The 23,161-nt window shown below is 66.1% G+C and carries 24 protein-coding genes; 12 read left to right on the top strand and 12 right to left on the bottom strand.

The genetic code is table 11. The features are described from left to right. The first annotated feature begins 71 nt into the window (after positions 1–71). From AC3WUM_RS18160 to AC3WUM_RS18120, 9 genes are all read left to right on the top strand, one after another. Positions 72–707, top strand: a complete 636-nt coding sequence (locus tag AC3WUM_RS18160) for a TetR/AcrR family transcriptional regulator (protein ID WP_492411963.1) — start codon at positions 72–74, stop codon at positions 705–707. A gap of 44 nt (positions 708–751) precedes the next feature. Beyond that, complete coding sequence (locus tag AC3WUM_RS18155) at positions 752–1,567, top strand: TIGR00266 family protein (RefSeq protein WP_492411962.1); 816 nt, start codon at positions 752–754, stop codon at positions 1,565–1,567. A gap of 8 nt (positions 1,568–1,575) precedes the next feature. Then, positions 1,576–2,679, top strand: coding sequence for a M48 family metallopeptidase (locus AC3WUM_RS18150; RefSeq protein WP_492411961.1), 1,104 nt, complete (start codon positions 1,576–1,578; stop codon positions 2,677–2,679). A 49-nt stretch (positions 2,680–2,728) separates the two neighbouring features. Then, entirely contained in the window at positions 2,729–4,096 is a 1,368-nt protein-coding gene (locus tag AC3WUM_RS18145; protein ID WP_492411959.1) for a DUF1329 domain-containing protein, read from the top strand. 131 nt (positions 4,097–4,227) lie between these two features. Beyond that, positions 4,228–4,881: a glycine zipper 2TM domain-containing protein gene (locus AC3WUM_RS18140; protein ID WP_492411958.1), complete on the top strand. Its 654-nt coding sequence runs from the start codon at positions 4,228–4,230 to the stop codon at positions 4,879–4,881. A 34-nt stretch (positions 4,882–4,915) separates the two neighbouring features. Continuing rightward, positions 4,916–5,206, top strand: a complete 291-nt coding sequence (locus tag AC3WUM_RS18135; protein ID WP_492411957.1) for a hypothetical protein — start codon at positions 4,916–4,918, stop codon at positions 5,204–5,206. 40 nt (positions 5,207–5,246) lie between these two features. Continuing rightward, positions 5,247–5,945 (top strand): response regulator transcription factor, encoded by a 699-nt coding sequence (locus AC3WUM_RS18130; RefSeq protein ID WP_007185804.1) that lies wholly within the window; start codon positions 5,247–5,249, stop codon positions 5,943–5,945. Positions 5,946–6,030: 85 nt separating this feature from the next. Next, a complete protein-coding gene (locus AC3WUM_RS18125; RefSeq protein WP_492411956.1) occupies positions 6,031–7,392 on the top strand; it encodes an ATP-binding protein in 1,362 nt (453 codons plus the stop codon). Next, complete coding sequence (locus AC3WUM_RS18120) at positions 7,392–8,387, top strand: CE1 family esterase (RefSeq protein WP_492411954.1); 996 nt, start codon at positions 7,392–7,394, stop codon at positions 8,385–8,387. The genes AC3WUM_RS18125 and AC3WUM_RS18120 overlap by 1 nt, the downstream gene beginning before the upstream one ends. Before the next feature lie 10 nt (positions 8,388–8,397). Here AC3WUM_RS18120 and AC3WUM_RS18115 read toward each other — a convergent pair whose 3' ends face one another. The 8 genes from AC3WUM_RS18115 to AC3WUM_RS18080 form a co-directional block, all read right to left on the bottom strand. Further along, entirely contained in the window at positions 8,398–9,873 is a 1,476-nt protein-coding gene (locus AC3WUM_RS18115; RefSeq protein ID WP_492411953.1) for an amidase, read from the bottom strand. An 8-nt stretch (positions 9,874–9,881) separates the two neighbouring features. Beyond that, on the bottom strand, positions 9,882–10,982 hold the full coding sequence (locus AC3WUM_RS18110) for an SMP-30/gluconolactonase/LRE family protein (protein ID WP_492411951.1): 1,101 nt from the start codon (positions 10,980–10,982) through the stop codon (positions 9,882–9,884). 88 nt (positions 10,983–11,070) lie between these two features. After that, entirely contained in the window at positions 11,071–11,544 is a 474-nt protein-coding gene (locus AC3WUM_RS18105) for a DUF4442 domain-containing protein (RefSeq protein ID WP_492411949.1), read from the bottom strand. Then, positions 11,541–12,410: a formyltetrahydrofolate deformylase gene (purU, locus tag AC3WUM_RS18100; RefSeq protein ID WP_492411948.1), complete on the bottom strand. Its 870-nt coding sequence runs from the start codon at positions 12,408–12,410 to the stop codon at positions 11,541–11,543. The genes AC3WUM_RS18105 and purU overlap by 4 nt, the downstream gene beginning before the upstream one ends. Positions 12,411–12,510: 100 nt before the next feature. Then, positions 12,511–13,821 carry a thioredoxin family protein gene (locus AC3WUM_RS18095; RefSeq protein ID WP_492411947.1) on the bottom strand — a complete coding sequence of 437 codons (1,311 nt, stop codon included), beginning with the start codon at positions 13,819–13,821 and terminating at the stop codon, positions 12,511–12,513. 18 nt (positions 13,822–13,839) lie between these two features. Then, positions 13,840–14,589, bottom strand: coding sequence for a hypothetical protein (locus AC3WUM_RS18090; RefSeq protein WP_492411946.1), 750 nt, complete (start codon positions 14,587–14,589; stop codon positions 13,840–13,842). A 22-nt stretch (positions 14,590–14,611) separates the two neighbouring features. Beyond that, positions 14,612–15,661 carry an SAM-dependent methyltransferase gene (locus tag AC3WUM_RS18085; RefSeq protein ID WP_492411944.1) on the bottom strand — a complete coding sequence of 350 codons (1,050 nt, stop codon included), beginning with the start codon at positions 15,659–15,661 and terminating at the stop codon, positions 14,612–14,614. A 27-nt stretch (positions 15,662–15,688) separates the two neighbouring features. Next, on the bottom strand, positions 15,689–16,477 hold the full coding sequence (locus tag AC3WUM_RS18080) for a DUF1295 domain-containing protein (RefSeq protein WP_492411942.1): 789 nt from the start codon (positions 16,475–16,477) through the stop codon (positions 15,689–15,691). A 36-nt stretch (positions 16,478–16,513) separates the two neighbouring features. Here AC3WUM_RS18080 and AC3WUM_RS18075 point away from each other — a divergent pair, with 36 nt between their 5' ends. Both AC3WUM_RS18075 and AC3WUM_RS18070 read left to right on the top strand, forming a co-directional pair. After that, entirely contained in the window at positions 16,514–17,047 is a 534-nt protein-coding gene (locus tag AC3WUM_RS18075; RefSeq protein WP_492411941.1) for an SET domain-containing protein, read from the top strand. Next, on the top strand, positions 17,047–17,442 hold the full coding sequence (locus AC3WUM_RS18070; RefSeq protein ID WP_492411939.1) for an SET domain-containing protein: 396 nt from the start codon (positions 17,047–17,049) through the stop codon (positions 17,440–17,442). Before AC3WUM_RS18075 ends, AC3WUM_RS18070 begins: the two co-directional genes overlap by 1 nt. Positions 17,443–17,445: 3 nt before the next feature. Here the strand turns inward: AC3WUM_RS18070 and hslO are convergent, their stop codons facing one another. From hslO to gatC, 4 genes are all read right to left on the bottom strand, one after another. Then, complete coding sequence (gene hslO / locus AC3WUM_RS18065) at positions 17,446–18,327, bottom strand: Hsp33 family molecular chaperone HslO (protein WP_492411938.1); 882 nt, start codon at positions 18,325–18,327, stop codon at positions 17,446–17,448. 184 nt (positions 18,328–18,511) lie between these two features. After that, positions 18,512–19,960 (bottom strand): Asp-tRNA(Asn)/Glu-tRNA(Gln) amidotransferase subunit GatB, encoded by a 1,449-nt coding sequence (gatB, locus tag AC3WUM_RS18060; RefSeq protein WP_492411936.1) that lies wholly within the window; start codon positions 19,958–19,960, stop codon positions 18,512–18,514. A 12-nt stretch (positions 19,961–19,972) separates the two neighbouring features. Further along, on the bottom strand, positions 19,973–21,427 hold the full coding sequence (gene gatA, locus AC3WUM_RS18055) for an Asp-tRNA(Asn)/Glu-tRNA(Gln) amidotransferase subunit GatA (protein ID WP_492411934.1): 1,455 nt from the start codon (positions 21,425–21,427) through the stop codon (positions 19,973–19,975). 92 nt (positions 21,428–21,519) lie between these two features. Next, positions 21,520–21,807, bottom strand: a complete 288-nt coding sequence (gene gatC, locus AC3WUM_RS18050; protein ID WP_492411932.1) for an Asp-tRNA(Asn)/Glu-tRNA(Gln) amidotransferase subunit GatC — start codon at positions 21,805–21,807, stop codon at positions 21,520–21,522. A gap of 198 nt (positions 21,808–22,005) precedes the next feature. Here gatC and AC3WUM_RS18045 point away from each other — a divergent pair, with 198 nt between their 5' ends. Continuing rightward, positions 22,006–23,043, top strand: a complete 1,038-nt coding sequence (locus AC3WUM_RS18045; protein WP_007185788.1) for a rod shape-determining protein — start codon at positions 22,006–22,008, stop codon at positions 23,041–23,043. Positions 23,044–23,161 lie beyond the last annotated feature (118 nt).

Raw genomic sequence — 23,161 nt, 5'->3', positions numbered from 1 at the left:
CGTCGTCGGCCGTCGACGGCCAGCTGGCATAATCGCTGCCCTGCTCTTATCGCCCCTCCCCGTACTGACCGATGCCGCGCAAGCCCGCTCACGCGCAGTTCGACACGCTCAAGACCATCCAGGATCGTGCCTTCGAACTGTTCGGCCGTCACGGCTACGAAGGCGTGTCGATCGGCGATATCGCTGCGGCCTCCAAGCTCTCCAAGGGCGCGATGTACTGGCATTTCGAAGGCAAGGAAGATTTGTTCCTGGTCTGCCTGCACCGGCTGCATGCGATCTTCGAAGAGCACGTGATCAGCCCGATGCAGGCGCAGCAGGACGCCATGCTCGGCGTGATCACGCTGTTCCAGGGTTTCGAACGCATGCTGCGTGATCCGCGTGTCGAAAACGGAGTCGCCGGCTACTGGCTGGTGCCGTCCACCCCCGAAACCGCCCGCCTGACCGAAGCCCAGCGCGCGTTCGAGGCCCGCGCCCAGGCCTCGGTGCGCGAGGTGCTCGCCCTGGGGGCGAGCCAGGGCAGTTTCGATCTCGGCGACGCCCTGGAACCGATGTCGCGCGCGATGATCTCGCTGCTGGAAGCCGCCATCCTGGCGCTACGCAACCAAACGCCCGACGAAGTGCATCAAACCACCACGGTGCTCGCGCGTACGCTGTTCAGGGCCTACGCGCGGCCCGAAGCGCTGCAGAAGCTCGCCAGGCTGCTCTGAGCGCAAACCCAGTCAAGACGCGGTTCCAGAACGGAGAAACACCGATGGCGATGGACATCATCGACTACAAGATCTACGGCCACGACATGCAGTTCGTCGAAGTGGAGCTCGACCCGGGCGAAGCCGCGGTCGGCGAAGCCGGGGCGATGATGTTCATGGAAGACGGCATCGTCATGGACACGGTGTTCGGCGACGGCTCGGTGCAGGAGAAGAGCTTCTGGGGCAAGCTCGCCGGCGCCGGCAAGCGGCTCGTCACGGGCGAAAGCCTGTTCACGACCGTGTTCTCGAACCAGGGCCAGGGCAAGCGCAAGGTGTCGTTCGCCGCACCCTACCCGGGCACCATCGTCCCGGTGCTGCTGCCCGAGGTCGGCGGCACGCTGATCTGCCAGAAGGACGCCTTCCTGTGCGCCGCCAAGGGCGTGTCGCTCGGCATCGCCTTCCAGCGCAAGCTCGGCGTCGGCCTGTTCGGCGGCGAAGGCTTCATCATGCAGCGGCTCGACGGCGACGGCCTGGCCTTCGTGCACGCCGGCGGCACGCTCTACAAGCGCGACCTGCTTCCCGGCGAAACCCTGCGCGTGGACACCGGCTGCATCGTCGCGCTGACGCAGACGGTCAGCTACGACATCCAGTACGTCGGCAAGCTCAAGTCCGCCCTGTTCTCGGGCGAAGGCCTGTTCTACGCGGTGCTGCAGGGCCCCGGCACGGTCTGGCTGCAGTCGCTGCCGCTTTCGCGCATGGCCAATCGCATCGTCATGGCGGCCCCGGCGATGGGTGGGCGCAGCCGCGACGAGGGCTCCATGCTCGGCGCCGGCGTGGTCGGCGGCGGGCTGCTCGGTGGTCTGCTCGGCGACGACGAGTAGTTCATCCGGTGCTGCTTTCGATCCCGGGCCGGCTGTTCGGCCCCGAACAGCCGGCCGCGGGCAGCGCGGTCGTTGCGGCGATGGACGACATCGGCCTGCGCATCACCACCGAGGACGGCCGCCACCTCGCACCGACCAACAGCCAGCTGCAGCTGCGCTATGCCGGTTTCGATGGCAAGCACTGGCAGCTGAGCTGGAGCGAGGGCGAGCGGCACTGGGCGCTGCTGTTCGACGATGCAGCCGCGATCGCCGTGCTCGAACGCGAACCGCCGGCCGGGCTGCGCGAGGCCGTCGCAGCGCTGGTCGCGAGCCGGCGGCGCGGCTCGATGCGGCGCGGGCTCGGACTCTCTGCGATCGCGCTTTGGCTCGCGCTGCCGCTGCTGTTGCTGATTTCGCTGTTCCTGGCCGCGCGCCCGCTCAGCGGCTGGCTCGCGGGCTTCGTTCCGCTGGCGCAGGAAGTGAAGCTCGGCGACTGGTTCTTCGAGCGGCAGAAAGCGGACTTCAAAATCGTCACCGGCACGCCCGCGAATGCGGCGCTCGAAGCCATCGGCACGCGCCTGGCCGAAGGCTCGGCGTATCCGTACCGCTGGTATGTCGTCAACGATCCCACGCTCAACGCCTTCGCGATTCCGGGCGGCATCATCGTCGTGCACAGCGGCCTGATGCTCGCGGCCGACAGCGCGGACGAGCTCGCCGGCGTGATCGCGCACGAGATCGAGCACGTCGAGCAGCGTCACAGCCTGCGCGCGATGCTGCGCGAAGCCGGCCTGCGACTCGCCGTCGCAGCCGTGATCGGCGATTTGGGCATCGCCGGAAACGCGGCCGGCCAGCTCGGCAGCCTGAGCTTTTCGCGCGACAGCGAACGCGAAGCCGACGAACTCGGCCTGCAGCGCCTCGCCAAGGCCGGCATCGATCCGGACGGCATGCTGCGGCTGTTCGCCAAGCTCGACGCCGAAGCCAAGGGCAAGGCGCCGCCGGCCTGGCTGTCCAGCCATCCGACCACGCCGGAACGCATCGCCCGCCTGCGCGAGCGCATCGAAGGCTCGCCGAGCGCCCCTCGTCGCCCGCTGGCCATCGATTGGCCGGCCGTTCAGGCCAGCCTCGGGTCTTGAAGCGCAGCCTCGACGACAGTCCGCCCGAGAGCGGGGCCGAGGAGATGCGATGGACGTAATGACAGGCGCATGGCGGTTGCCGCTGCTGACGACGGTCGCGGGCGCCGCGCTCTGCTGCGGCGCTGCGGCCGCCAAGGTCTCGCCCGAAGAGGCCGCCCAGCTCGGCGGCACGCTCACGCCGATCGGCGCCGAAGCCGCGGGCAACGCGGCCGGCAGCATTCCGGCGTGGAAGCCGCTCGAACAGGCGCAGATGCATCGCGGCGACGACCCGTACGCGAACGAGAAGCCGCTCTACACGATCACGCGGGCGAATCTGTCGCAGTACGAAAGCCTGCTCAGCGAGGGTCACCGCCAGCTGTTCAAGACCTTCGACGACTACAAGATGCCGGTGTATCCAACGCATCGGAACGCCTCGTACCCGGCCTGGTTCTACGAGGCGACGAAGAAGAACGCGACGGCGGTCGAACTGAGCGACAGCGGCTATGGTTTCTGCTGCGCGGCGGCCGGCTACCCGTTCCCGATTCCGAAGAACGGCACCGAGGTGATGTGGAATCACATCATGCGCTACAACACGCGCGGCTTTCGCGGCTACGTCAATTCGGCCATCACCGCCCCGAGCGGCGACTACGTGATCGAGCGCAGCTATCTCGAACTCGCCTACGCCTACAACGATCCCAAGGGCACGCCCGAGAAGCTCGGCAACCAGAACCTCTACCTGTTCACCAAGACCGTCGCCCCGGCGAGCAAGGCCGGCGAGGCCACCTTGCTGCACGTGCCGCTCGATCGCATCAAGGAAATCACCGGCGTCTGGGTCTACAACCAGGGCCAGGGGCGTTCGCGGCGCATCGGTGAAGTGGGCTACGACAACCCGCTGCAGGACGGGCTGATGACGCACGATCAGGTCGACATGTTCAACGGTCCGCTCGATCGCTACACGATCAAGCTGATCGGCAAGCAGGAGATGCTCGTCCCGTACAACAGCTATCGCCTGTACAGCGACAAGATCAAATACAAGGACCTCATCAAGGCCGGCCACATCAACCAGGATCTCGCGCGCTACGAGCTGCATCGCGTCTGGGTGATCGAGGCCAACGTCAGGGCCGGCACCAGCCATCGCTACAAGCGGCGCGTGTTCTACCTCGATGAGGACAGCTGGATCGTGCTCGCGCAGGACATCTACGACGAGCGCAACCAGTTCTGGCGCACCGCCGAATCGCACGCGATCAACTTCGCCAACGTGCCGGTGGTGGTCAACGGCGTGCAGGTGCATTACGACCTGCAGTCACGGCGCTACGTGGTCATCAACCTGACCAACGAGGAAAAAAAGACCATCGAATACGACTGGTGGGCCAATGCCGGCTACTTCTCTCCGAACAACCTCAAGCGCTTCGCGACCTCGACAGCCAATGGGCGCTGACCGATCGTTTGAGTCGCCGCTAAGGTTTAGAAAACGCTACAAAAAAGTTAAGGCCTAATTAAGCTGAACGGCCTAGAGTCGCGGCAAGCTTGCCGTCTTTGCGGCAGCCGGATGCTCACAGGAGAGCAGACATGCGTGACCCGAGGCCTTCCCGTATCGTTTCGTCCCCCACCCCATTCCTGACGATCGCTGCGGCGCTCGCCGCTACCCTCGTCTCCCTGCCCGCCGCTGCGGGCAACCGCGACCGCTACGACGATCGCTATTACGGCTACGAGGACCGCGCCTACGGCGCCCAGTACGGCAACGAATACAGCGGCGCATATTCGAGCAGCACCGATTTCGCGCAGGTGATCAGCTCGCGTCCCATCATCCGCCAGGTCGCCGTGAACGAGCCGCGCCAGCAATGCTGGGACGAGCAGGTGACGTATCGCGAGCCGGCCCCGGTGGCCGGCAACAATGCGGCCGGTGCGATTCTCGGCGGCATCATCGGCGGCGTCGCCGGCCATCAGTTCGGTGGCGGCAGCGGCCGTGCCGTCGCCACTGGCATCGGCGCCGTGGTCGGCGCCGGCCTGGGCAGCCATGCGGGCGAATATCGCCGCCCGGCGGCCGTGCGTACCGGTTACGAAACCCGTTGCCAGACCGTCGACGATCGTCGCTTCGAGGATCGCGTCGAAGGCTACGACATCACCTATCGCTACAACGGCAACGTGTATCACACGACCATGCCCTACGACCCGGGCAACCGGATCGCGGTGAATGTGGACGTGCGGCCGGCGCGGTACTGAGATCGGAATCGACGGCTTTCGTAGCGATCTGCACATGACGTCGTCGAAACGCTCCATCGCCGTGCTGTGCCTCGCCCTGAGCGGAATCTGCACCGCCGCTGCGCAGCCGCTCGATGCTCTCGGCAACGGGCGCTTGGCTCCCGACGGATTGATCGGCGGCGGCGACGCCCAGCGCGAGCGACTCTCACCCTCCGACGCCGCCCGGCTCGCCCAGCAGCAGAACGGCGGTGGCCGGGTGCTGTCGGTGGACCGCGGAGCGGATGGATATCGGGTCAAACTATTGAAGAACGGCGACGTTCGAGTGGTCTTCGTCCCGGGCAGCTGACCCGGGTCATTTGATATTGCAAAGATAGAAAGGGAAATAAATGCGAGCTCTCGTCATTGAAGATGATCCGCACCTGCGCGGCCTGGTTTCCCAGTACTTCGCCGACGAGGGCTTTGCCGTCGATGTCGCTGGCGACGGTGAGAACGGCCTGTACATGGCCGAGGAATATCCGGTCGATATCGCGATCGTCGATCTCGGCCTGCCGGGCATCTCAGGCGTGGAGATCATCCGCCGCGCGCGCAAGGCCGGCCGCCAGTTCCCGATCCTGATCCTGACCGCCCGCGACGGCTGGCAGACCAAGGTCGAAGGCCTTGAAGCGGGTGCCGACGACTACCTGGTCAAGCCCTTCCATCGCGAGGAACTGCTGGCCCGTGTGCGTGCCCTGCTGCGCCGTTCGGGCGGCTGGGCCCAGCCAATGCTCGAATGCGGCCCGATCGCGGTCGACACCACTGCAAAGACGGTGTTCGTGCACGGCCAGAGCGTCGACCTGACCGCCTACGAGTACAAGGTGCTCGAATACCTGATCCTGCATGCCGGCCAGGTCGTTTCGAAGGCGACGCTCGCCGAGCATCTGTATGCCGAGGACGAGGAGCGCGACAGCAACGTGATCGAAGTCTTCATCCGTCGCCTGCGCAGCAAGCTCGATCCCGAAGCCACGCTCAATCCGATCACGACGCTGCGCGGCTCCGGCTACCGCTGGGATCTGCCGCGCGGAGCCACCGTAGAAGCCCAGACCTGAGCCCGAGGGCTGGGTGGGCGTAGCTCCTAACTTGGAATCCCGGCGAGCCTCGCCGGCGCACAAGTCCCGGCTTGGAGGCCGGGTCTTGTCGCCGCGCGAGGCTCGCGGCCTGCTGCGCCCGCGTTCGCTGCGAACCCGCCTGCTGCTCGCGGCCTCGCTGGTGCTGGCCGCGTTCTTCGTTCTGACCGGCGTGGCGCTCGAAAGCGCCTTCGGTGAGAGCGCCAGACAGGCGCAGGAAGACAAGCTCGAGAGCATCGTCTATTCGCTGATCGCCGCCACCGCGCCGAATCCGGCCGGCGAACTGAGCATTTCGACCGCCAAGGTGCCCGACCAGCGGCTCACGAGTTCGGCCTCGAGCCTTCAGGCCGTGCTCTACAACGAGAGCGGCATCCCGGTCTGGCGCTCGGTGGCCTTCGGCGACATTCCGGCCGCGCCGACCATGCCGGGCGTCAACGAGTGGCATTTCGAGCATCTGCAGAATCCCGATGCCTTCGCGATGAGCTTCGGCCTGCGCTGGATCGACCAGTCCGACGATCCGCGCCGCTACACCGTGATGGTGATCGAGGACGCCTCGAGCTTCCGCGCCCAGCTGCGCGCGTACCGGCGCGCGCTGTGGACCTGGCTCGCGGTCTGCAGCCTCGGCCTGCTCGGCGTGCAGGTGCTCACGCTGCAGTGGGGCCTGTCGCCGCTGCGCCGGCTCATCATCGAGCTGCGCCGCATCGAGATGGGCCATCAGCCCGAAATCCAGTCCGAATATCCGGACGAGTTGCGCCCGCTCACTCAGGGGCTCAACGCGATGATCCAGAACGAGCGCAACCAGCAGACGCGCTATCGCAACGCGCTCGGCGACCTCGCGCACAGTCTCAAGACCCCGCTCGCGGTCGTGCAGGGCATCGTCGACGAGCCGCAGATCACCGATCCGATGCGCCATACGCTGCGCGAGCAGGTGCAGTCGATGCAGCAGATCACCGGCTACCAGCTGCGCAAGGCCGCGGCGGCCGGGCGTCGCACGCTGGCCGAGCCCGTGCTGATCCGCCCGCTCGCCGAGAAGCTCGCGAGCGCGGTGTCCAAGGTCTATGCGAGCCGCAACGTGCAGATCGACATCGACGTTGATCCGAACACGCGTGTACGCGCCGAAAGCGGCGACCTGTTCGAGCTGATCGGCAACCTGCTCGACAACGCGGCCAAGTACGGCAACGGGCGCATCCGGCTCAGCGTGCAGGTGACCGGCCGTACCTCGTTCATCGAAGTCTGCGACGACGGCCCGGGCTTTCCCGAAGACGCCGAGGAACTGCTCGAACGCGGCGTGCGCGCCGACATGAAGGTTCCGGGCCAGGGCATCGGCCTGGCCGCGGTCTACGATCTCGTCGTCGCCTACGACGGCCAGATCGATCTCGGCCGCTCCGACTGGGGCGGCGGCAAGGTCACGCTGCGGCTTCCGGGCTGATGGAGATTCGCCGCCTGTCCCGGCTCGCGCTGTTCCTGGTCGGCGCCGCCTTGCTGAGCGGCTGCCTGGTCGCCCGCGTGCCGCGCATGATCGAGGCCCACGACGCGGCCGAACGCCTGCCGGCCAAGGGCGACTGGCAGACCGCGCAGGCGCGCAAGATCGTCTCGGGGGGCCTGCAGCGCGAATACTGGATCCAGAAACCGTCCGGAGCGCGCAAGCAGCTGCCGATCGTGCTGTTGCTGCACGGCGGCACGCAGACCGCCGAGGATGTCTGGCAACAGACCAGCCTGCCGACGCTCGCGCAGCGCGAAGGCTTCATCCTCGCGGCGCCGCAGGGCATCGCCAAGCACTGGAACGATGGCCGCGGCAGCACCATCGCGGGCGACAAGGCCTCAACCGCGAACGACGTGCAGTTCCTACGCGACGTCGTGCAGTCGCTGGTGCTCGACGACGGCGGCGATCCGCGCGCGGTGTTCGTGATCGGCGCCTCGAACGGCGGCTTCATGGTCATGCACCTGGCCTGCGAAGCCGGCGATTTGCTGCGCGCGGGCGCGAGCGCGATTTCGAATCTGCCAGTGGCCCAATCGCGCGCCTGCCGCTCGACGAGCGCCCTGCCCTGGCTCGCGATGAATGGCGTCAAGGACCCGATCATTCCGTTCGCCGGACAAGGCGAAGGCGTGGTCAAGCGCGGCGAAGCGCAGCCCGCGCTGCTGTCGGCCGATGCGAGCTTCGCGTTCTGGGCCGACCGCGCCGGCTGCTCGCGACAAACGACGGTGACCCGGATCAGCGACAGCGTCGAGAAGCGCGTGCGCAGCGGCTGCCGCGGCGGCACGCATTCGGAGCAATACGTATTCGCCAATTCGGGCCACGTCTGGCCGGGGCTGGCGATCGTGCGGCCGGTGATCGCCTACACGCTCGGCGGCACCAATCTCGAGGTCGATGCCGGCGAGATCGCCTGGAGTTTCTTCAAGTCGACGCTGACAGCGTCGCACTGATCCGCCGAGCTCAAGCCGGCACCCGGTCGAACCACGGCCTCGCGCGCTCGAGCTGCCCGGCCAGCTGCAGCAGACGATCCTCACGCCCGAACGGCGCGATGAACTGACTGCCGATCGGCAGGTTCTCGCGGCTCCAGTGCAGCGGCACCGACATCGCCGGCGTGCCGGTGAGGTTGGCCAGCTGCGTGAACGGCACGTGCCTGAGGCTTTCGACCGCGAGCTCATCGACGACGCCGGTCTTAAGCAGGAGCTTGCCGAGACCGAGGCCCAGGATCGGCATCAGCGCGATCTGCTGCCAGCGCGGCAAGGCATCGCTGCCGATGGGCAGCGGCAGGCTCGCGAGCGTCGGCGTCAGGTAGAGGTCGAAGCCTTCGAAGAAGCGGCCGAGCGAGCGCGCGTAGAGATTCCAGTCGCGCCTGCGCGCCACGTATTCGCCGGCGCCGATGCTGCGGCCGAGCAAGGCGAGCGTGCGCGTTTCGGCTTCGAATTCGCGGTCGCCCGCGCCCGTGAGCGCCCTGATCTCGGCGACCGTCGCCGCGACCTGGCCGAAGTAGAGCGTCAGATAAGCTTTCGCGAGCCCCATGCCGTCGATCTCGGGTTCCGCGAGTTCGACCCGGTGGCCGAGCGATTCGAGCAGCCTGGCGGTGTCTTCGATCGCCGCGACGATCTGCGCATCGACCGGCAGGCCTAGCGGAGAGCGCGTGCAGACCGCGATGCGCAGCGTGCCGGGCTCCTGCTGCGCGTTCTGTGCGTACGATCCCTGCGGCGCTTCGATGCGAAACGGCGCGCCGACGTCGGGCCCCTGCAGCGCGTCGAGCAGGCGCGCGCTGTCACGCACGCTGCGCGACACCACGAGGTCGCTCGAAGCGCCTTCCCAGATTTCGCCCGCGCCGGGCCCGCAGGGCACGCGGCCGCGCGAGGGCCGCAGCCCGAACAGCCCGCAGCACGCGGCCGGAATGCGAATGGAACCCCCGCCGTCGTTGGCTCCGGCCATCGGCACGATGCCGGCCGCGACCGCCGCGGCCGCTCCGCCCGACGAGCCGCCTGGCGTGCGCTGCAAGTCCCAGGGATTGCGCGTCGGCCCGAACCGCAGCGGCTCGGTGCGCCCCTTGAGCGCGAGTTCAGGGGTGCTGGTCTTGCCGAAGACGATGAGCCCGGCCTCGAGAAAACGGCGCGTGACTTCGGCATGTTGCGCGGGCTTGAAGTCGCGCATCGCCCGCGAGCCCATGGTCGTCGGCACGCCCGCGTAATCCTGGGTGATGTCCTTGATCAGGAACGGCACGCCGGCGAATGGGCCCGACAGGTCCTCCGCGAGCTGACGCCGCGCCTGCTCGGGCATGCGGATCGGCACCGCGTTGATCCGCGGCTCGACGGCTTCGAGCCGGGCCTGCGCGGTGGCGAGCAGTTCGGCGGCGCCGACCTGCCCGCCCGCGACGAGTTCGGCGAGCGCGGTGGCATCGTGGCGGCGGTAGTCGTCGAAGTTCATGCGCCGTTTCAGCAGTCGATCGCGAGCGCCGGCTCCGGCGCCTTGGACTGGCCGGACAGCGCGTCTTCGAGCCTGATGCGGCCCAGGCTCTGCGCCTCGAGGCTGCCGAGGTAGAGCCAGCCGTCGCGCTCCTCGACGCTGGTGATCGGCGCATACGCATCGGCGCCCGAGTAAATCCAATCGGCGACGAGCTTGCCGTCGAGATCGAAGCCCATCACATGCGCTTCGTGCCTGGGCTTGGGGCGCAGAAAGCTCGGCAGGCGCGCGATGATCTTGCGCGCGAAGGCGTTCGGCAGCAGCGAATCGAGCGTCGCATCGCGCGGCCCGTAGATCGCCACCCAATAGCGATCGCGGCCGTTGAAGCTCAGGTTGTCCGCGAAGCCCGGCAGGTTGTCGGCGAATACTTCGCGCTGGCCAGCCTTGTCGCCCGCGATCCAGTAGCGCGTGAGTCGGTATTCCGACATCTCGACCACGACGAGCGATTGCTGGTCGGGCCCGAGCGCGACGCCGTTCGCGAACGGCAATTGCTGCAGCAGCACTTCGGTTTCGTTCTTCGCCGGATCGAAGCGCAGCAGGCGGCCGTGGCGACCGTGCTCGATGACGTCGTCGAGCTGCTTGCCATAGCCGAACTTGCTCGACGCATCGGTGAAGTAGACGAGGCCGTCGCGGCTCACGTCGACGTCGTCGGTGAAGCCGAAATCGACGCCTTCTGCCGAGGTGGCGAGCACGCTCAGATTACCGGCCGCATCGAGCTTGAGCAGGCCGCGTCGCGCGTCGGCGATGAACAGACCGCCGTCGTCCGCGACCGCGAGACCGAGCGGGCGACCGCCGGTGCTGTCGAGCACCTGGCATTCGCCCTTGTCGACGTCGATGCGCAGCAGGCGCCCGTCCGCGGTGCCCGCGTAGAGCAGGCCTTGCGCATCGAAGGCGATGCCTTCGGGGCCGTCGAGCGCGGTGCCGACGCGCTGCACCGAGCGCAGTCGATCGCCTTGCGTCGGTGGCGGCGGCGCCGGAGGCGTCCAGGCCACCGGATCGACCTTCACGGGCCACAGCAGCAGATACCCGATCAGCAGCACGAGCACGGCGAGCGTGCCTTTGAGTATTTTCATCGTCGGCTCTCCCTAGCCGGGCCTGGCGCCCGATCGCAGGGCCGATTCTGAGAGCGACCTCAGGCCGCGTCCAGCGCGACGAAAGTCCCTACTGTTCCTTGCGCAGGCGGATGTAGAGCGTCTTGTTCACACGCGCGACGACCTTGCCCTTGGCGTCCTTGACCTCGACCTGATAGACCGGCTCGAACTTGGCGCCGTCCCGAGTCGCTTCGCGTGCTTCGGCGAACTGCTCCTCGCTGAGCTTGAACGTGGCCGTCACCACGCCGGTGCCCGGACGCACGAAATCGATCTGCGCGGACTTGTCCCAGACCAGATAACCCTTGCCGAGCCGCGCGAACATCATCAGTGCGAAGAACGGATCGGTCATCGCGTAGAGGCTGCCGCCGAAGTGCGTACCGAAGGCATTGCGATTGAACGGATTCATGCGCAGCTCGACGACGACTTCGGAGAAATCGTCGGCCACCTGCGTCACGCGCACGCCGGCGCCGAGGAACGGCGGATACAGCGACATCACGCGCTTGAACAGCTTGGGATTGCTGAAGAGTTTTTCGCGCAGGCTCACGAGAACACCACCGTCTTGTTGCCGTAGACGATGATGCGGTCCTCGACGTGCCAGCGCACCGCGCGTGCAAGTACCTGGCGCTCCATGTCGCGGCCGAGGCGCTTGAGATCGTCGACCGAATGGCGATGGCTCACGCGCGCGGTGTCCTGCTCGATGATCGGGCCCTGGTCGAGTTCGGCCGTCACGTAATGCGCGGTCGCGCCGATCAGCTTCACGCCGTGCGTGTAGGCCTGCTGGTAGGGATCGCCGCCCGGGAACGCCGGCAGGAACGAGTGGTGGATGTTCACGATGCGGCTCGTGTAGTGCTTCACGAACTCGCCCGAGAGAATGCGCATGTAGCGCGCGAGCACGACGAAATCGCACTTTCCTTCGAGCGAGGCGAGCATCTCGGCTTCGGCCGCCTGCTGCGTCTCGGCCGAGAATGCGATGTGCTTGAACGGCACGCCGAAGCCTTCGACGGCGGCGCGCAGATCCGGATGATTCGAGATCACGAGCGGAATTTCCACGCGCAGCTCGCCGCGCGCATAGCGCCAGAGCAGTTCCATGAGCGCGTGGTCGTGCTTGGACACCAGGATCGCCATGCGCGGCTTGTCGGCCGCGAAGTTGATGCGCCAGTCCATCTCGAAGCGCTGGCCCACCACTTCGCCGAAGGCGCGCTTGAGTGCCTCGCCGGAGACGTCGAGGTCGGGCGTCTGGAATTCGAGGCGCAGGAAGAACTTGCCGCCGCTCGGATCGGACGAGTGCTGATCGAGCTCGGTGATGTTGACGCCGTGGTGGTACAGGAAAGTCGTCACCGCGGAGACGATGCCGGGCCTGTCGGGGCAGGTCACGAGCAGGCGGGCGGTGGTTTCAGGCTGGGTGGTCACGGCGAATCGGGCTTGACGGACGGGGCGCGTATTGGACCGGCGCGGCCGGTAATGCGCAAGCCTCTGCCCTGCCTTCTCCGTCCGGGAGAGGGAAAAACGCTTACAGCAGCGCCTTGAGCTTGGCCGCGTCCTCGGGAAACCACGGGCCGTTGGCCTTGAGCGCCTCGGCGACGACTTTCCGGGCCTCGGGCTCGCGCTTGAGCGCCTTGAGCGCCTTGACGCGCTGGGCCGCCACGTTGAGCCGGTTCTGGCCGTAGGCCTTGGCGGCGGCCTGTTCGAGATACGGCAGCGCCTTGGCCGGCTCGCCGCGCTCGACGAGGTTGCGACCGTAGCGATAGGCATAGACGTAATCGTCCGGATACGCGGCGATGAGCTTGGGATACAGCGCGTCGAGCCCGGCGTCGTCGTGCAGCACTTCGAGATACACGCGCCAGTTGTCGGCGAGATTGCGGTCGCTGCCGAGTTTGGCCGACTGCCTGGCGAGCGCATCGGCGGCTTTGCGCAGCACCGCCTCGCCTTCGGCCTTGCGGCCGAGGCCGGCATAGACGTCGTTCAGGCCCAGCACGGCACTGCGCTGGTCGGCGCACAGCGCGCCCTTGCCGAACACGCGCTCGTCGACGAGCTTCTGCATCGGCGCGAGCTGGCTTTCGAGCACCGGCTTGCGCTGCCCGGCCGGCTCCGAAGCCGTGCAACTATCCCAACGGCCGAGCTCGTAAGGACGCTCGCAGCCCAGATCGCCCGCGAACACTTTCGGCGCGACCGCGGCGCAGGCCTGCGCCTCATTGGCCTTGGAGGCGCGCAGCAATTCGAGCCGGGCGAGCAGCAGCTGCACGCCCGCATCGGCGTCGTAGGCCTTGCGCTGGGCTTCGGGCAAGCTCGCGTACCAGGCCAGGCCGCTCGCGTCGTAGCGCGCGTGGTAGGTGTCCAGCGCTTCGCGCGCCGCCCTGAGGCCCTTGGGCTTGGCCGCAGCCGCCTTGAGGTCGTCGAGCGTGGAGCTGCGCTGGAGGATCTCGTCGACCTGGGCGAAGAACTCGTCCTGGCGCTGCTCGGCGAGGATGCGCCCGAGTTCGGCGCCGTCGGGCTTGAGGATCACGTAGCTCGGCAGCGCCTTCACGCCCCAGAGCGTCTTCCAGTACGCGCCTTCGGGGCTGTCGGCGTCGAGCTCGACGACCACGGTCTTGCGTTCGACGGCCTCCCACTTCGGGCCGACGAGCACGTGCTTGGCCATGAAATAGCAGGAGTAGCACCAGGGCGCGTGAAAATCGACGAGCACGGGCGACTTGCGCTCGACCGCCGTCTTGAGCGCGGCGTCGAGCGTCGGCGTGTCGGGCTTTTCGTTGCCTTGAGCCTGGGCGCCGCCGATGGCGAGCAGGGCAAGCAACAGCAGCGGGCGTAGCGAATGGAGCGTCATCGAAGATTCCGAAAAAACCTAGCCCCCGGAATCGCTCAGCGCAGGCAGCGGCTTGGGCGCATCTGCGGGCGGCTCGGCGGGGTACACGATGCGGGCATTGTAGGCCTTGCCGGTGGCCGGATCATGGACGTTCGAGATTCCTCGATATTCCAGCAGCTTCTTAGAAACGGGGTCGTAGCTCAGCTGCAGCGGATCGACGAGCCAGCGCAGCACCGAATCGGGCTCGACGACGAAGCGCGCGGCCGTGCGGCCATCGAACTCGCCGTCCTCGACCCGCTTGGCGCGAAAGCTGTACGCATCGAGATTGCCCGCGACGACGAAGCGGAACGCGAACGGTTTGCGCTGCATGAGGTCATCGAAATGCGCGAGCAGATAGTTGTGGAAGCCCGAATCGGCAGCGGTGTCCTGGCCGATGTCGATGGTCTTGTTCTCGGTCTTGCCCTTCTTGGTCTTGCGCATCTGCACGCGGTTGCCGTCGACCGACAGGATCGCTTCCGAAAAGCCCTGTGGCGGCAGTTCGAAACCGTAGACCGGCACGAACGGATTGCGCGAGAAATCGAGTGTCTTGCTGCCCATGAGCTGATTCTTCGCATCGTAGTAGCGAATGCTGCCGCGCAGCCAGCGACCTCGCTCGAGGGTCTGCTCGTGTACCTCGGTGTACAGATAGCGGCCGCTCTTGAGATCGTAGGCGTAGCCATAGAAGCGTTCGGTCTGCGCGAATGCGAGCGTGCTGAAGAGGGCGAACAGGGTGACGAGCAGAGCTTTCATTGGCTTCCCTCACGGAAAAATTTCATCGCCTGGCAAATCGATAGTGCGCAACGCCCCATTCGTTGCCCTCGGCGTAGCCGAACAGCTCGGCCACGGCCATGTAGAACATGCGCCAGCGCGCGAACCAGATCGCCGACTGATCGCCATAGGTCGGGGCGAACACGCGCAGGATTTCATCCTTGTGCGCGTCCATGCCGGCGAGCCAGTGATTCGAGGTCTTTTCGTAATGGCGGCCATCGACCCACCACTGCTGCTCGAGGCGCAGATCGTCCTGGAAGTTCAGCAACAGGTTTTCCGACGGCATCGTGCCGCCCGTGAAGAAATACCGGCTCATCCAGTCGCTCTGGCCGTGCACTTCGAAGTGATAGGCCAGCAGCTTGTGCGCGAAGATGTGCACGAACAGCTTGCCGTCGGGCTTGAGCCAGCGCGCGATCTTGGCGAGCAGCAGGCCGTAGTTCTTCATGTGCTCGAACATTTCGATCGAGATCACGCGATCGAAGCCGGTCGCGACGCCGGCACTCGCGAAATCGGCCTCGTCGAATTCGACGACGTTGCCGGTGACGATGCGCAGATTGCCCAGGCCGCGCTCGCGCGCACGCCGCTCGATGAACTCGCGCTGCCCATGCGAATTCGAAAGCCCGACGATCTGCGAGTTCGGATAATGCTCGGCGAGCCACAGCGACAGCGAACCCCAGCCGCAGCCGAGATCGAGGATGCGCTGGCCGTCGACGAGCTGCGCGCGCTGCGCGTAGAGCGCGAGCATCTGCTCCTCGGCCTGCGCGAGCGTTTCGCGTCCGCTCGGATAGAAGCAGCATGAGTACTTGAGCCGCGGCCCGAGATGCCGATGGAAGAATTCGGCCGGCACTTCGTAGTGCTGCGTGTTCGCGTCCTGCGTGTTGATCGCGATCGGGCTCGCGCGCAGCTCGCTCAGAAAATCATTGAACCGCCGCGAGCGCAGCTCGCCATCATGAGCGGCTTCGTCGCTCAGGCGGCGGCGCATGAGCTGGCGCATGCCCAGGCGCGTGAGCGTATCGGGAATCAGGCCGCGCTCGCACAAGTCGATGAGGTTCATTCGTTCTTATCGGTGGTCCAGCGAAAATCAGGAAGACTTCGGCGGCAGCGGGACCAGCGCGCTCGTCGTGCGCATGTAGTCGGCGTAGCCGGGTTTACGCCTGGCCATGTCTTCTTCGAGCATCGGCATGCCCGAGAGCTTGGTGAGCATCCAGGCCATCAGCAGCGGCGCGCCGAAGCTGATCCAGCCCCAGGGTGCACCGATCGCGAGCGGAACGTAGGCCAGCCAGTGCAGGCATTCGAAGAAATAGTTCGGGTGCCGCGAATAGCGCCAGAGCCCGTCGCGGCAGACCTTGCCGCGGTTAGCAGGATCGGTGCGGAAGCGCTCCATCTGCGAATCCGCCAGGCCCTCGCCGGCCACCGACACGAACCAGATCGCGGCCGCGAGCAGCCAGCCGATCGCCGGCGGCGCATCGGCTCGCCAGGCTACCGGAATGAAGGCCATCGACGAGAGCAGCAGCGTGAAGACGTTCTGGAACTGGAAGAACCAGAACATGTTGAAGTCGGCCTTGTCGCCCCACTTCTGGCGAAAGTGCGCGTAGCGGAAATCCTCGGGCTTGCCCCAGTTGCGGATGAACAGATGGGTGCCGAGCCGCGCGCCCCAGGTCGCGCCCATCAGCGCGAGCACGAGGCGCAGCGCCGCATCACCCGAGCCGACGGCCGCATAGAACGCCGCGAGCAGGCCGAGCGTCCAGGCCCAGATCGCGTCGACGAGCCCGGCGTTGCGCAGCCTTTTCTGCACCAGCCAGGCGATGGTTTTCGCCGCGATCACGATGATCACCGCGACGCCGAAAGCGCCCATAATGTCCGCGTTCATTCCGAAAACTCCCGCTGCCAATCGTCGACGCCATCCATGTCAGACCTGCCCTTGCGTAGCGCTGAAAGCCCGTCCGCAGCCCGTTCCGAAAACCACAGCGAGGTCTACGTCGCGCCGGCGCGTTACGGCCGCGGCGTTTATGCGGCGCGGCCGTTCGCCAAGGGCGAGACGGTGCTGCGCTTCACCGGTCGCAGCCATACGGGCGCCGAGCTCGACGCCCTGGGCTACACGCCGGGCTATCCGCTGCAGGTCGACCTGGACCGTTACGTGCTGCTCGACGAGCCTCATGTGTTCTGCAATCACTCCTGCGATCCGAATGGCGGGCTCACAGCCGAGCTCGAGCTGCGCGCCGTCCGCGACATCGCCCGGGACGAGCAGATCAGCTTCGACTATTCCACGACCATGCTGGAAGACAATTCGTGGACTTTGGAATGTGGATGCAAGTCGGCGAACTGCCGCGGCCTGATCGAGGACTTCGATCACCTGCCCGAAGCCCTGCAACGGCACCTGATCGCCGAAGTCGGCGTGCTGCCGTTCATCACGCGCGCACTCGCGGCGAGGCGCAGCTGATGCTGCTGGTTCCGCACTACGTCGACCGCAGCCCGATCGAGGGCCTGGGCCTGTACTGCGCGCGCGATCTGCGCGCCGGCGAGCCGGTCTATCGCTACGACTGGCGCTTCGTGATGGTGATGTCCGACGCCGAGGTGCGCGCCCTGCCCGAACCGATGCGCGACAGCGTGCTGCGCTACAGCTTCCGCGGCCGCGGCGCAGTCCGGCTCACGGGCGCGATGTACTACTGCGCCGACGATTCGCGCTACATGAACCACGCCGATCAGCCTTCCACGCTCTGGATCGCAGAGCGCAACGAATACGTCGCCGCGCGCGACCTGCCCTCCGGCAGCGAGCTGACCTGCGACTACCGCGATTTCTGCGAACCGGAAGACTGCGAGTTCGAGCTGCGCTGACGGCTAGTGCCGGACTTCGGAATCCGGCCCCGATTCGTCCGCAGCCCTGAACAGCTCATGTGCCTGGTGCGGCGTGAACACGTGCTCCTGCCCGCAGAACTCGCAGGTCACGCTGACCTTGCCCTGCTCCTGCAGGATCTCGTCGACTTCCTGCTGGCCGAGCGACAGCAGCATGCGCGAGATGCCCGCGCGGCTGCAGCGGCAGACCACTTCGACCGAACGCGGCTCGAAGGTCCGCACCGGGTCTTCGGCGAACAGCCGGCGCAGGATGGTTTCGCCATCGGTGTCGAGCAGCTCGTCGTCGCCGAGCGTCGAAGCGAGCGTCAGCAGATGCTCCCAGTCGGCCTCATTGCCCTGCGCGCTTTCGAGCGGCATGCGCTGCAGCATGAAACCGGCGAGCTTGTCGCCGCGCACCGCGAGCCTGAGCAGCGTCGGCAGCTGCTCGGAGCGCTTGAAATAGCCTTCGAGCGCCTGCGAAAGCGATTCGCCTTCGATCAGCACGACGGCCTGGCTCGCCGGCACGTTGTCGGCGGCGGGCTCGAGCATCAGCGCCAGGATGCCGCCGTAGAGCAGCTCGGTGAATCCGCCCGCGAGATCGGTCGGCGCCTTGGCCATCGTGCGGACATTGAGGTGATGGTCGATCTGCGAGACCAGCAGCTCCATGCGCCGGTCACCCTGGAACTGCAGGTTGATGCGGCCTTCGAAGCGCAGGTGCGTGGCGAGCAGCGGCATCGCCGCCATCGCCTCGCGCATGAGCCTGGCGACATCGGGCGAGTGCGAACGGTGCGAAAAGAATTCGGCCACGCCTTCGTCGATATGCACGATCGCCCCGTGGGCGACGTGGTTGTCGAAGGCGTAGCTCAGCAGCGGGTTCTTGATGGTCATGCGGCGCAGTTTAGCGGGCGCAACCGATAAAGGCTGAACTCAAGAAAGCGGCGAATCAGCGTTGTGAGCGAAGGCAGGTCGCGCGAGGACGGAGCACAAAAACCAGAGCGTACGAGTAGTACGTGAGGATTTCGGGCACGCCCTCGTTCGAGAGGCCGAGCGCAGCAGCTGATCCGCCGCTTTCTCAACCCGCCAGCTTTTCCTTCAGCAAGCGATTCAGCGCCTCGGGATTCGCCTTGCCCTGCGTCGCCTTCATCGCCTGGCCGACGAAGAAGCCGAACAGCTTGTCCTTGCCGCCGCGATATTCCGCGACCTGGCCCGGGTTCTTGGCGATGATCTCGTCGATGGCCTTGGCGATGGCGCCCTCGTCGGTGATCTGCACGAGGCCCTTGGCCTTGATGATCTCGTCGGCGCTGCCCTCGCCCGCGAACATCGCCTCGAACACTTCCTTGGCGATCTTGCCGCTGATGGTCTTGTCGGCGATGCGCGCGACCAGCCCAGCCAGCGCGGCCGCATCGACCGGCGAGGTCTCGAGCGTCAGGCCCTGCTTGTTGAGCAGGCCGAGCAGATCGCCGATGACCCAGTTCGCGCAAATCTTGGCGTCAGCCTTCGAGGCCTTCACCACCGCCTCGTAGTAATCGGCGAGCGCGGCTTCGGCGGTCAGCACGCCGGCGTCGTACTTTGGCAGGCCGTACTGCTCGACGAAGCGGTTGCGCTTGGCTTCGGGCAGCTCGGGCATTTCGGCGCGGATGCGCTCGATGTCGGCGGCGGTCACCACGACCGGCAGCAGGTCCGGATCGGGGAAATAGCGGTAGTCGTTGGCGTCTTCCTTGGTGCGCATCGAACGCGTCTCGCCCGTGTCCGGGTTGAACAGGCGCGTCTCCTGCACGATCTTGCCGCCCGACTCGATCACCTCGATCTGGCGCTCGATCTCGTACTCGATCGCCTTCTCGACGTAGCGGAAGCTGTTGACGTTCTTGGTCTCGGTACGCGTGCCGAACTTCTCGGTGCCCTTGCGGCGCACGGAAACGTTGGCGTCGCAGCGGAAGCTGCCTTCCTGCATGTTGCCGTCGCAGATGCCCAGATAGACGACGAGCTGATGCAGCTTCTTGAGGTACGCCACCGCCTCGGCCGCGGTGCGGATGTCCGGCTCCGAGACGATCTCGATCAGCGGCGTTCCGGCGCGGTTGAGGTCGATGCCGGTCACGCCGACGAAGTTTTCGTGCAGCGACTTGCCGGCGTCCTCTTCCATGTGCGCACGCGTGATGCCGATGCGCTTGGTCACACCGTCGCCGAGCTCGATGTCGAGATGGCCGTTGAACACGATCGGCAGCTCGTACTGCGAAATCTGGTAGCCCTTCGGCAAGTCCGGATAGAAGTAGTGCTTGCGCGCGAACACGCAGCGCTCGGCGATCTGCGCATCGACCGACAGGCCGAACTTGACCGCCATCTGCACCGCGTCGGCGTTGAGCACCGGCAGCACGCCCGGAAAGCCGAGCGTGACCGGATCGGCCTGCGTGTTGACGTCGGCCCCGTAGGCGGTCGCCGCGCCCGAGAAGATCTTCGATTTCGTGCTGAGCTGGCAGTGCACTTCGAGGCCGATGACGGCCTCCCAGCCTTCCTGAATTCCCATTGCTCTTGACCCTTACTTGAACGCTTCGGGCGACTGCTTGTGCCAGTCGGTCGCCTGCTGGTACTGGTGCGCCGCGTTGAGCAGGCGGCCCTCGTCGAAGAAATTGCCCATCAGCTGGAAACCGACCGGCAGGCCGTCGACGAAGCCGCAGCCCAGCGACATGGCCGGAATGCCCGCGAGGTTGGCCGCGATCGTGTAGATGTCGTTGAGATACATCGACACCGGATCGTCGGATTTCTCGCCGAGCTTGAAGGCGACGTCGGTCGCCGTCGGGCCGAGCACGAGGTCCACGCTCTCGAACGCGCGGCGGAAGTCTTCGTAAATGAGCCGGCGAACCTTCTGCGCCTGCAGGTAGTAGGCGTCGTAGTAGCCGTGGCTCAGCACGTAGGTGCCAATCATGATGCGGCGCTGCACCTCGGCGCCGAAGCCTTCGCCACGGCTGCGCTTGTACAGCTCTTCGAGCGATTTCACGCCCTCGGCTCGGTGGCCGAAGCGCACGCCGTCGAAGCGCGCGAGGTTGGAGCTCGCCTCGGCCGGCGCGACGACGTAATAGGTCGGCACCGACAGCGGCGAATTGGGTAGCGAGATTTCCGTGAACGTCGCACCGAGCTTCTTGAAGGTCTCGATCGCCTGGTCGATGCGCTCTCGGCTCGACGGCGCCAGGCCCTCGGCGAAGTATTCCTTCGGCAGGCCGATGCGCAGGCCCTTGATGTCACGGCCCAGCGCGCCGACGTAGTCGTCGACCGGACGGTCGACGCTGGTGGAGTCGCGAACATCGAAGCCCGACATCGCCTGCAGCACGCCCGCGCAATCCTCGGCCGAGCGCGCGACGACGCCGGCCTGGTCTAGGCTTGAGGCGAAGGCGATCATGCCGTAGCGCGACACCCGGCCGTAGGTCGGCTTGATGCCGGTCAGGTTGGTCAGCGCCGCGGGCTGGCGGATCGAGCCGCCGGTGTCGGTCGCGGTGGCGATCGGCGCGAGACCGGCCGCGACCGCAGCCACCGAACCACCCGACGATCCGCCCGGCACGCGCTGCGTATCCCAGGGGTTCTTGACCGGGCCGTACCAGCTGGTTTCGTTCGACGAGCCCATCGCGAACTCGTCCATGTTGGCCTTGCCGAGCATGACCATGCCGGCCGCATCGAGCTTCTCGACGATGGTCGCGTCGTAGGGCGCGATGAACTTGTCGAGCATCTTCGAAGCACACGAGGTGCGAACGCCCAGCGTGCAGAAAATATCCTTCTGGATGAGCGGGATGCCGGTCAGATCGGTGGCATTGCCCGAAGCCAGCCGCGCATCGGCCGCATCGGCCTGCGCCAGCGCGCGGTCGGCGGTGACGGTAATCAGGCTATTCAGTTGCGGATCAAGCGTTTCGATGCGCTTGAGGAAGTGCTGCGTGAGCTCGCGCGAGGAAAACCGTTTGGCGCGAAGGCCTTCGGACAGCTGTTTGATGCTGAGTGTGTGCATGTCTTTCCCGGGAGACGGGAGACGGGAGACGGGAGACGTGAACGCAAGCTGCCCTGCGTCTCCCGTCTCCCGTCTCTCGTCTCCCAGCTGTTTTATTCGATGACCTTCGGAACGAGGTAGAGCCCGTTCTCGGTGGCCGGTGCGATGGCCTGGAACTGTTCGCGCAGGTTCGGCGCGGTGACCGCGTCCGGGCGCAGGCGCTGATGCATGTCGAGCGGATGCGCCATCGGCGAGACCTGCGAGGCATCGACCTTCGAAAGCTGATCGACCAGCGTCATGATGTTCGACAGCTGCTGCGCGTAGGCCTCGGTCTGTTCGGGCTTGAGTTCCAGGCGCGCGAGATGCGCGACCTGACGGATTTGATCTGCACTGAGGCTCATCGTTGGGGATCTTGTTTCCGTGGTATAAATTTCAACTTCGTTTATAGTGCTGCGCTCGTCGCAATCTTACTTGATCGGCTCGTCGATGACCTGATCGGCACCGGCCAATAATCCAAAGCAAGGATGCTTGGGCTTTGCCTCGCTGCAGAGCCTGATCACTGATTCCAACGTTCCTCATTACCAAGCCGACCCCTGCCGATGTTCGACGCCGTCCGCCGCCTATTCGTTAACGACCTTTCCATCGATCTCGGTACGGCCAATACCCTGGTCTACGTTCGCGACGAAGGCATCGTGCTCAATGAGCCTTCGGTCGTCGCCATCCGCCTCGACGCCCGCGGAGCCAAGAAGATCGAGGCCGTCGGTATCGATGCAAAGAAGATGCTCGGTCGCACGCCGACCAACATCAGCACCATCCGCCCGCTGCGCGACGGTGTGATCGCCGACTACACCGTGACGGAGAAGATGCTGCAGCACTTCATCCGCAAGGTGCAGAAGGGCCGCATGATGCGTCCGATGACGCGTGTGGTGGTCTGCGTTCCGTACGGCTCGACCCAGGTCGAGCGCCGCGCGATCCGTGAATCGGTCGAGAACGCCGGGGCCCGCAAGGTCTACGTGATCGAAGAGCCGATCGCCGCCGCGCTCGGCGCCGGCATCCCGATCGGCGACGCCCGCGGCTCGATGGTCGTCGACATCGGCGGCGGCACCTCGGAAGTGGCGGTCATCTCGCTCAACGGCATCGTCTACGCCGAATCGGTCCGCATCGGCGGCGACAAGTTCGACGAGGCCATCGTTTCGTACGTGCGCCGCCAGTACAACATGCTAATCGGCGAATCGACCGCCGAGCGCATCAAGCAGGAAATCGGCACCGCCTTCCCGGGCCACGAGGTGCAGGAAATCGACGTCGTCGGCCGCCATCTGGCCGCCGGCGTGCCGCGCAACTTCACGATGAACTCCAACGAGATCCTCGACGCCCTGCAGGAGCCGCTCGCCGGCATCGTCAAGGCCGTGAAGCAGGCGCTCGAGCGTACGCCGCCCGAACTCGGCTCCGACGTCGCCGAGCGCGGCATCGTGCTGACCGGTGGCGGCGCCCTGCTGCGCGACCTCGACAAGCTCATCTCCGAGGAAACCGGCCTGCCGGTCATCATCGCCGACGATCCGCTGACCTGCGTGGCCCGCGGCGGCGGCATGGTGCTCGACATGCTCGATCGCCAGGGCGACTTCTACAACCTCGATTGATGACTGCACGGATGTGATTTTGCTGTTGCGTCCGTTTTTTTATCCGCAAAATAATCACAAGGTCGGCCCTCCACCGAACCGCTCGTCAACTCGAGGGTTCGGCGATGGCAAAACCACG

Source organism: Hydrocarboniphaga sp. FW305-C-57 (assembly GCF_058783045.1).
The sequence above is the reverse complement of the archived record's forward strand: the minus strand, read 5'-3'. Positions and strand labels throughout refer to the sequence as shown.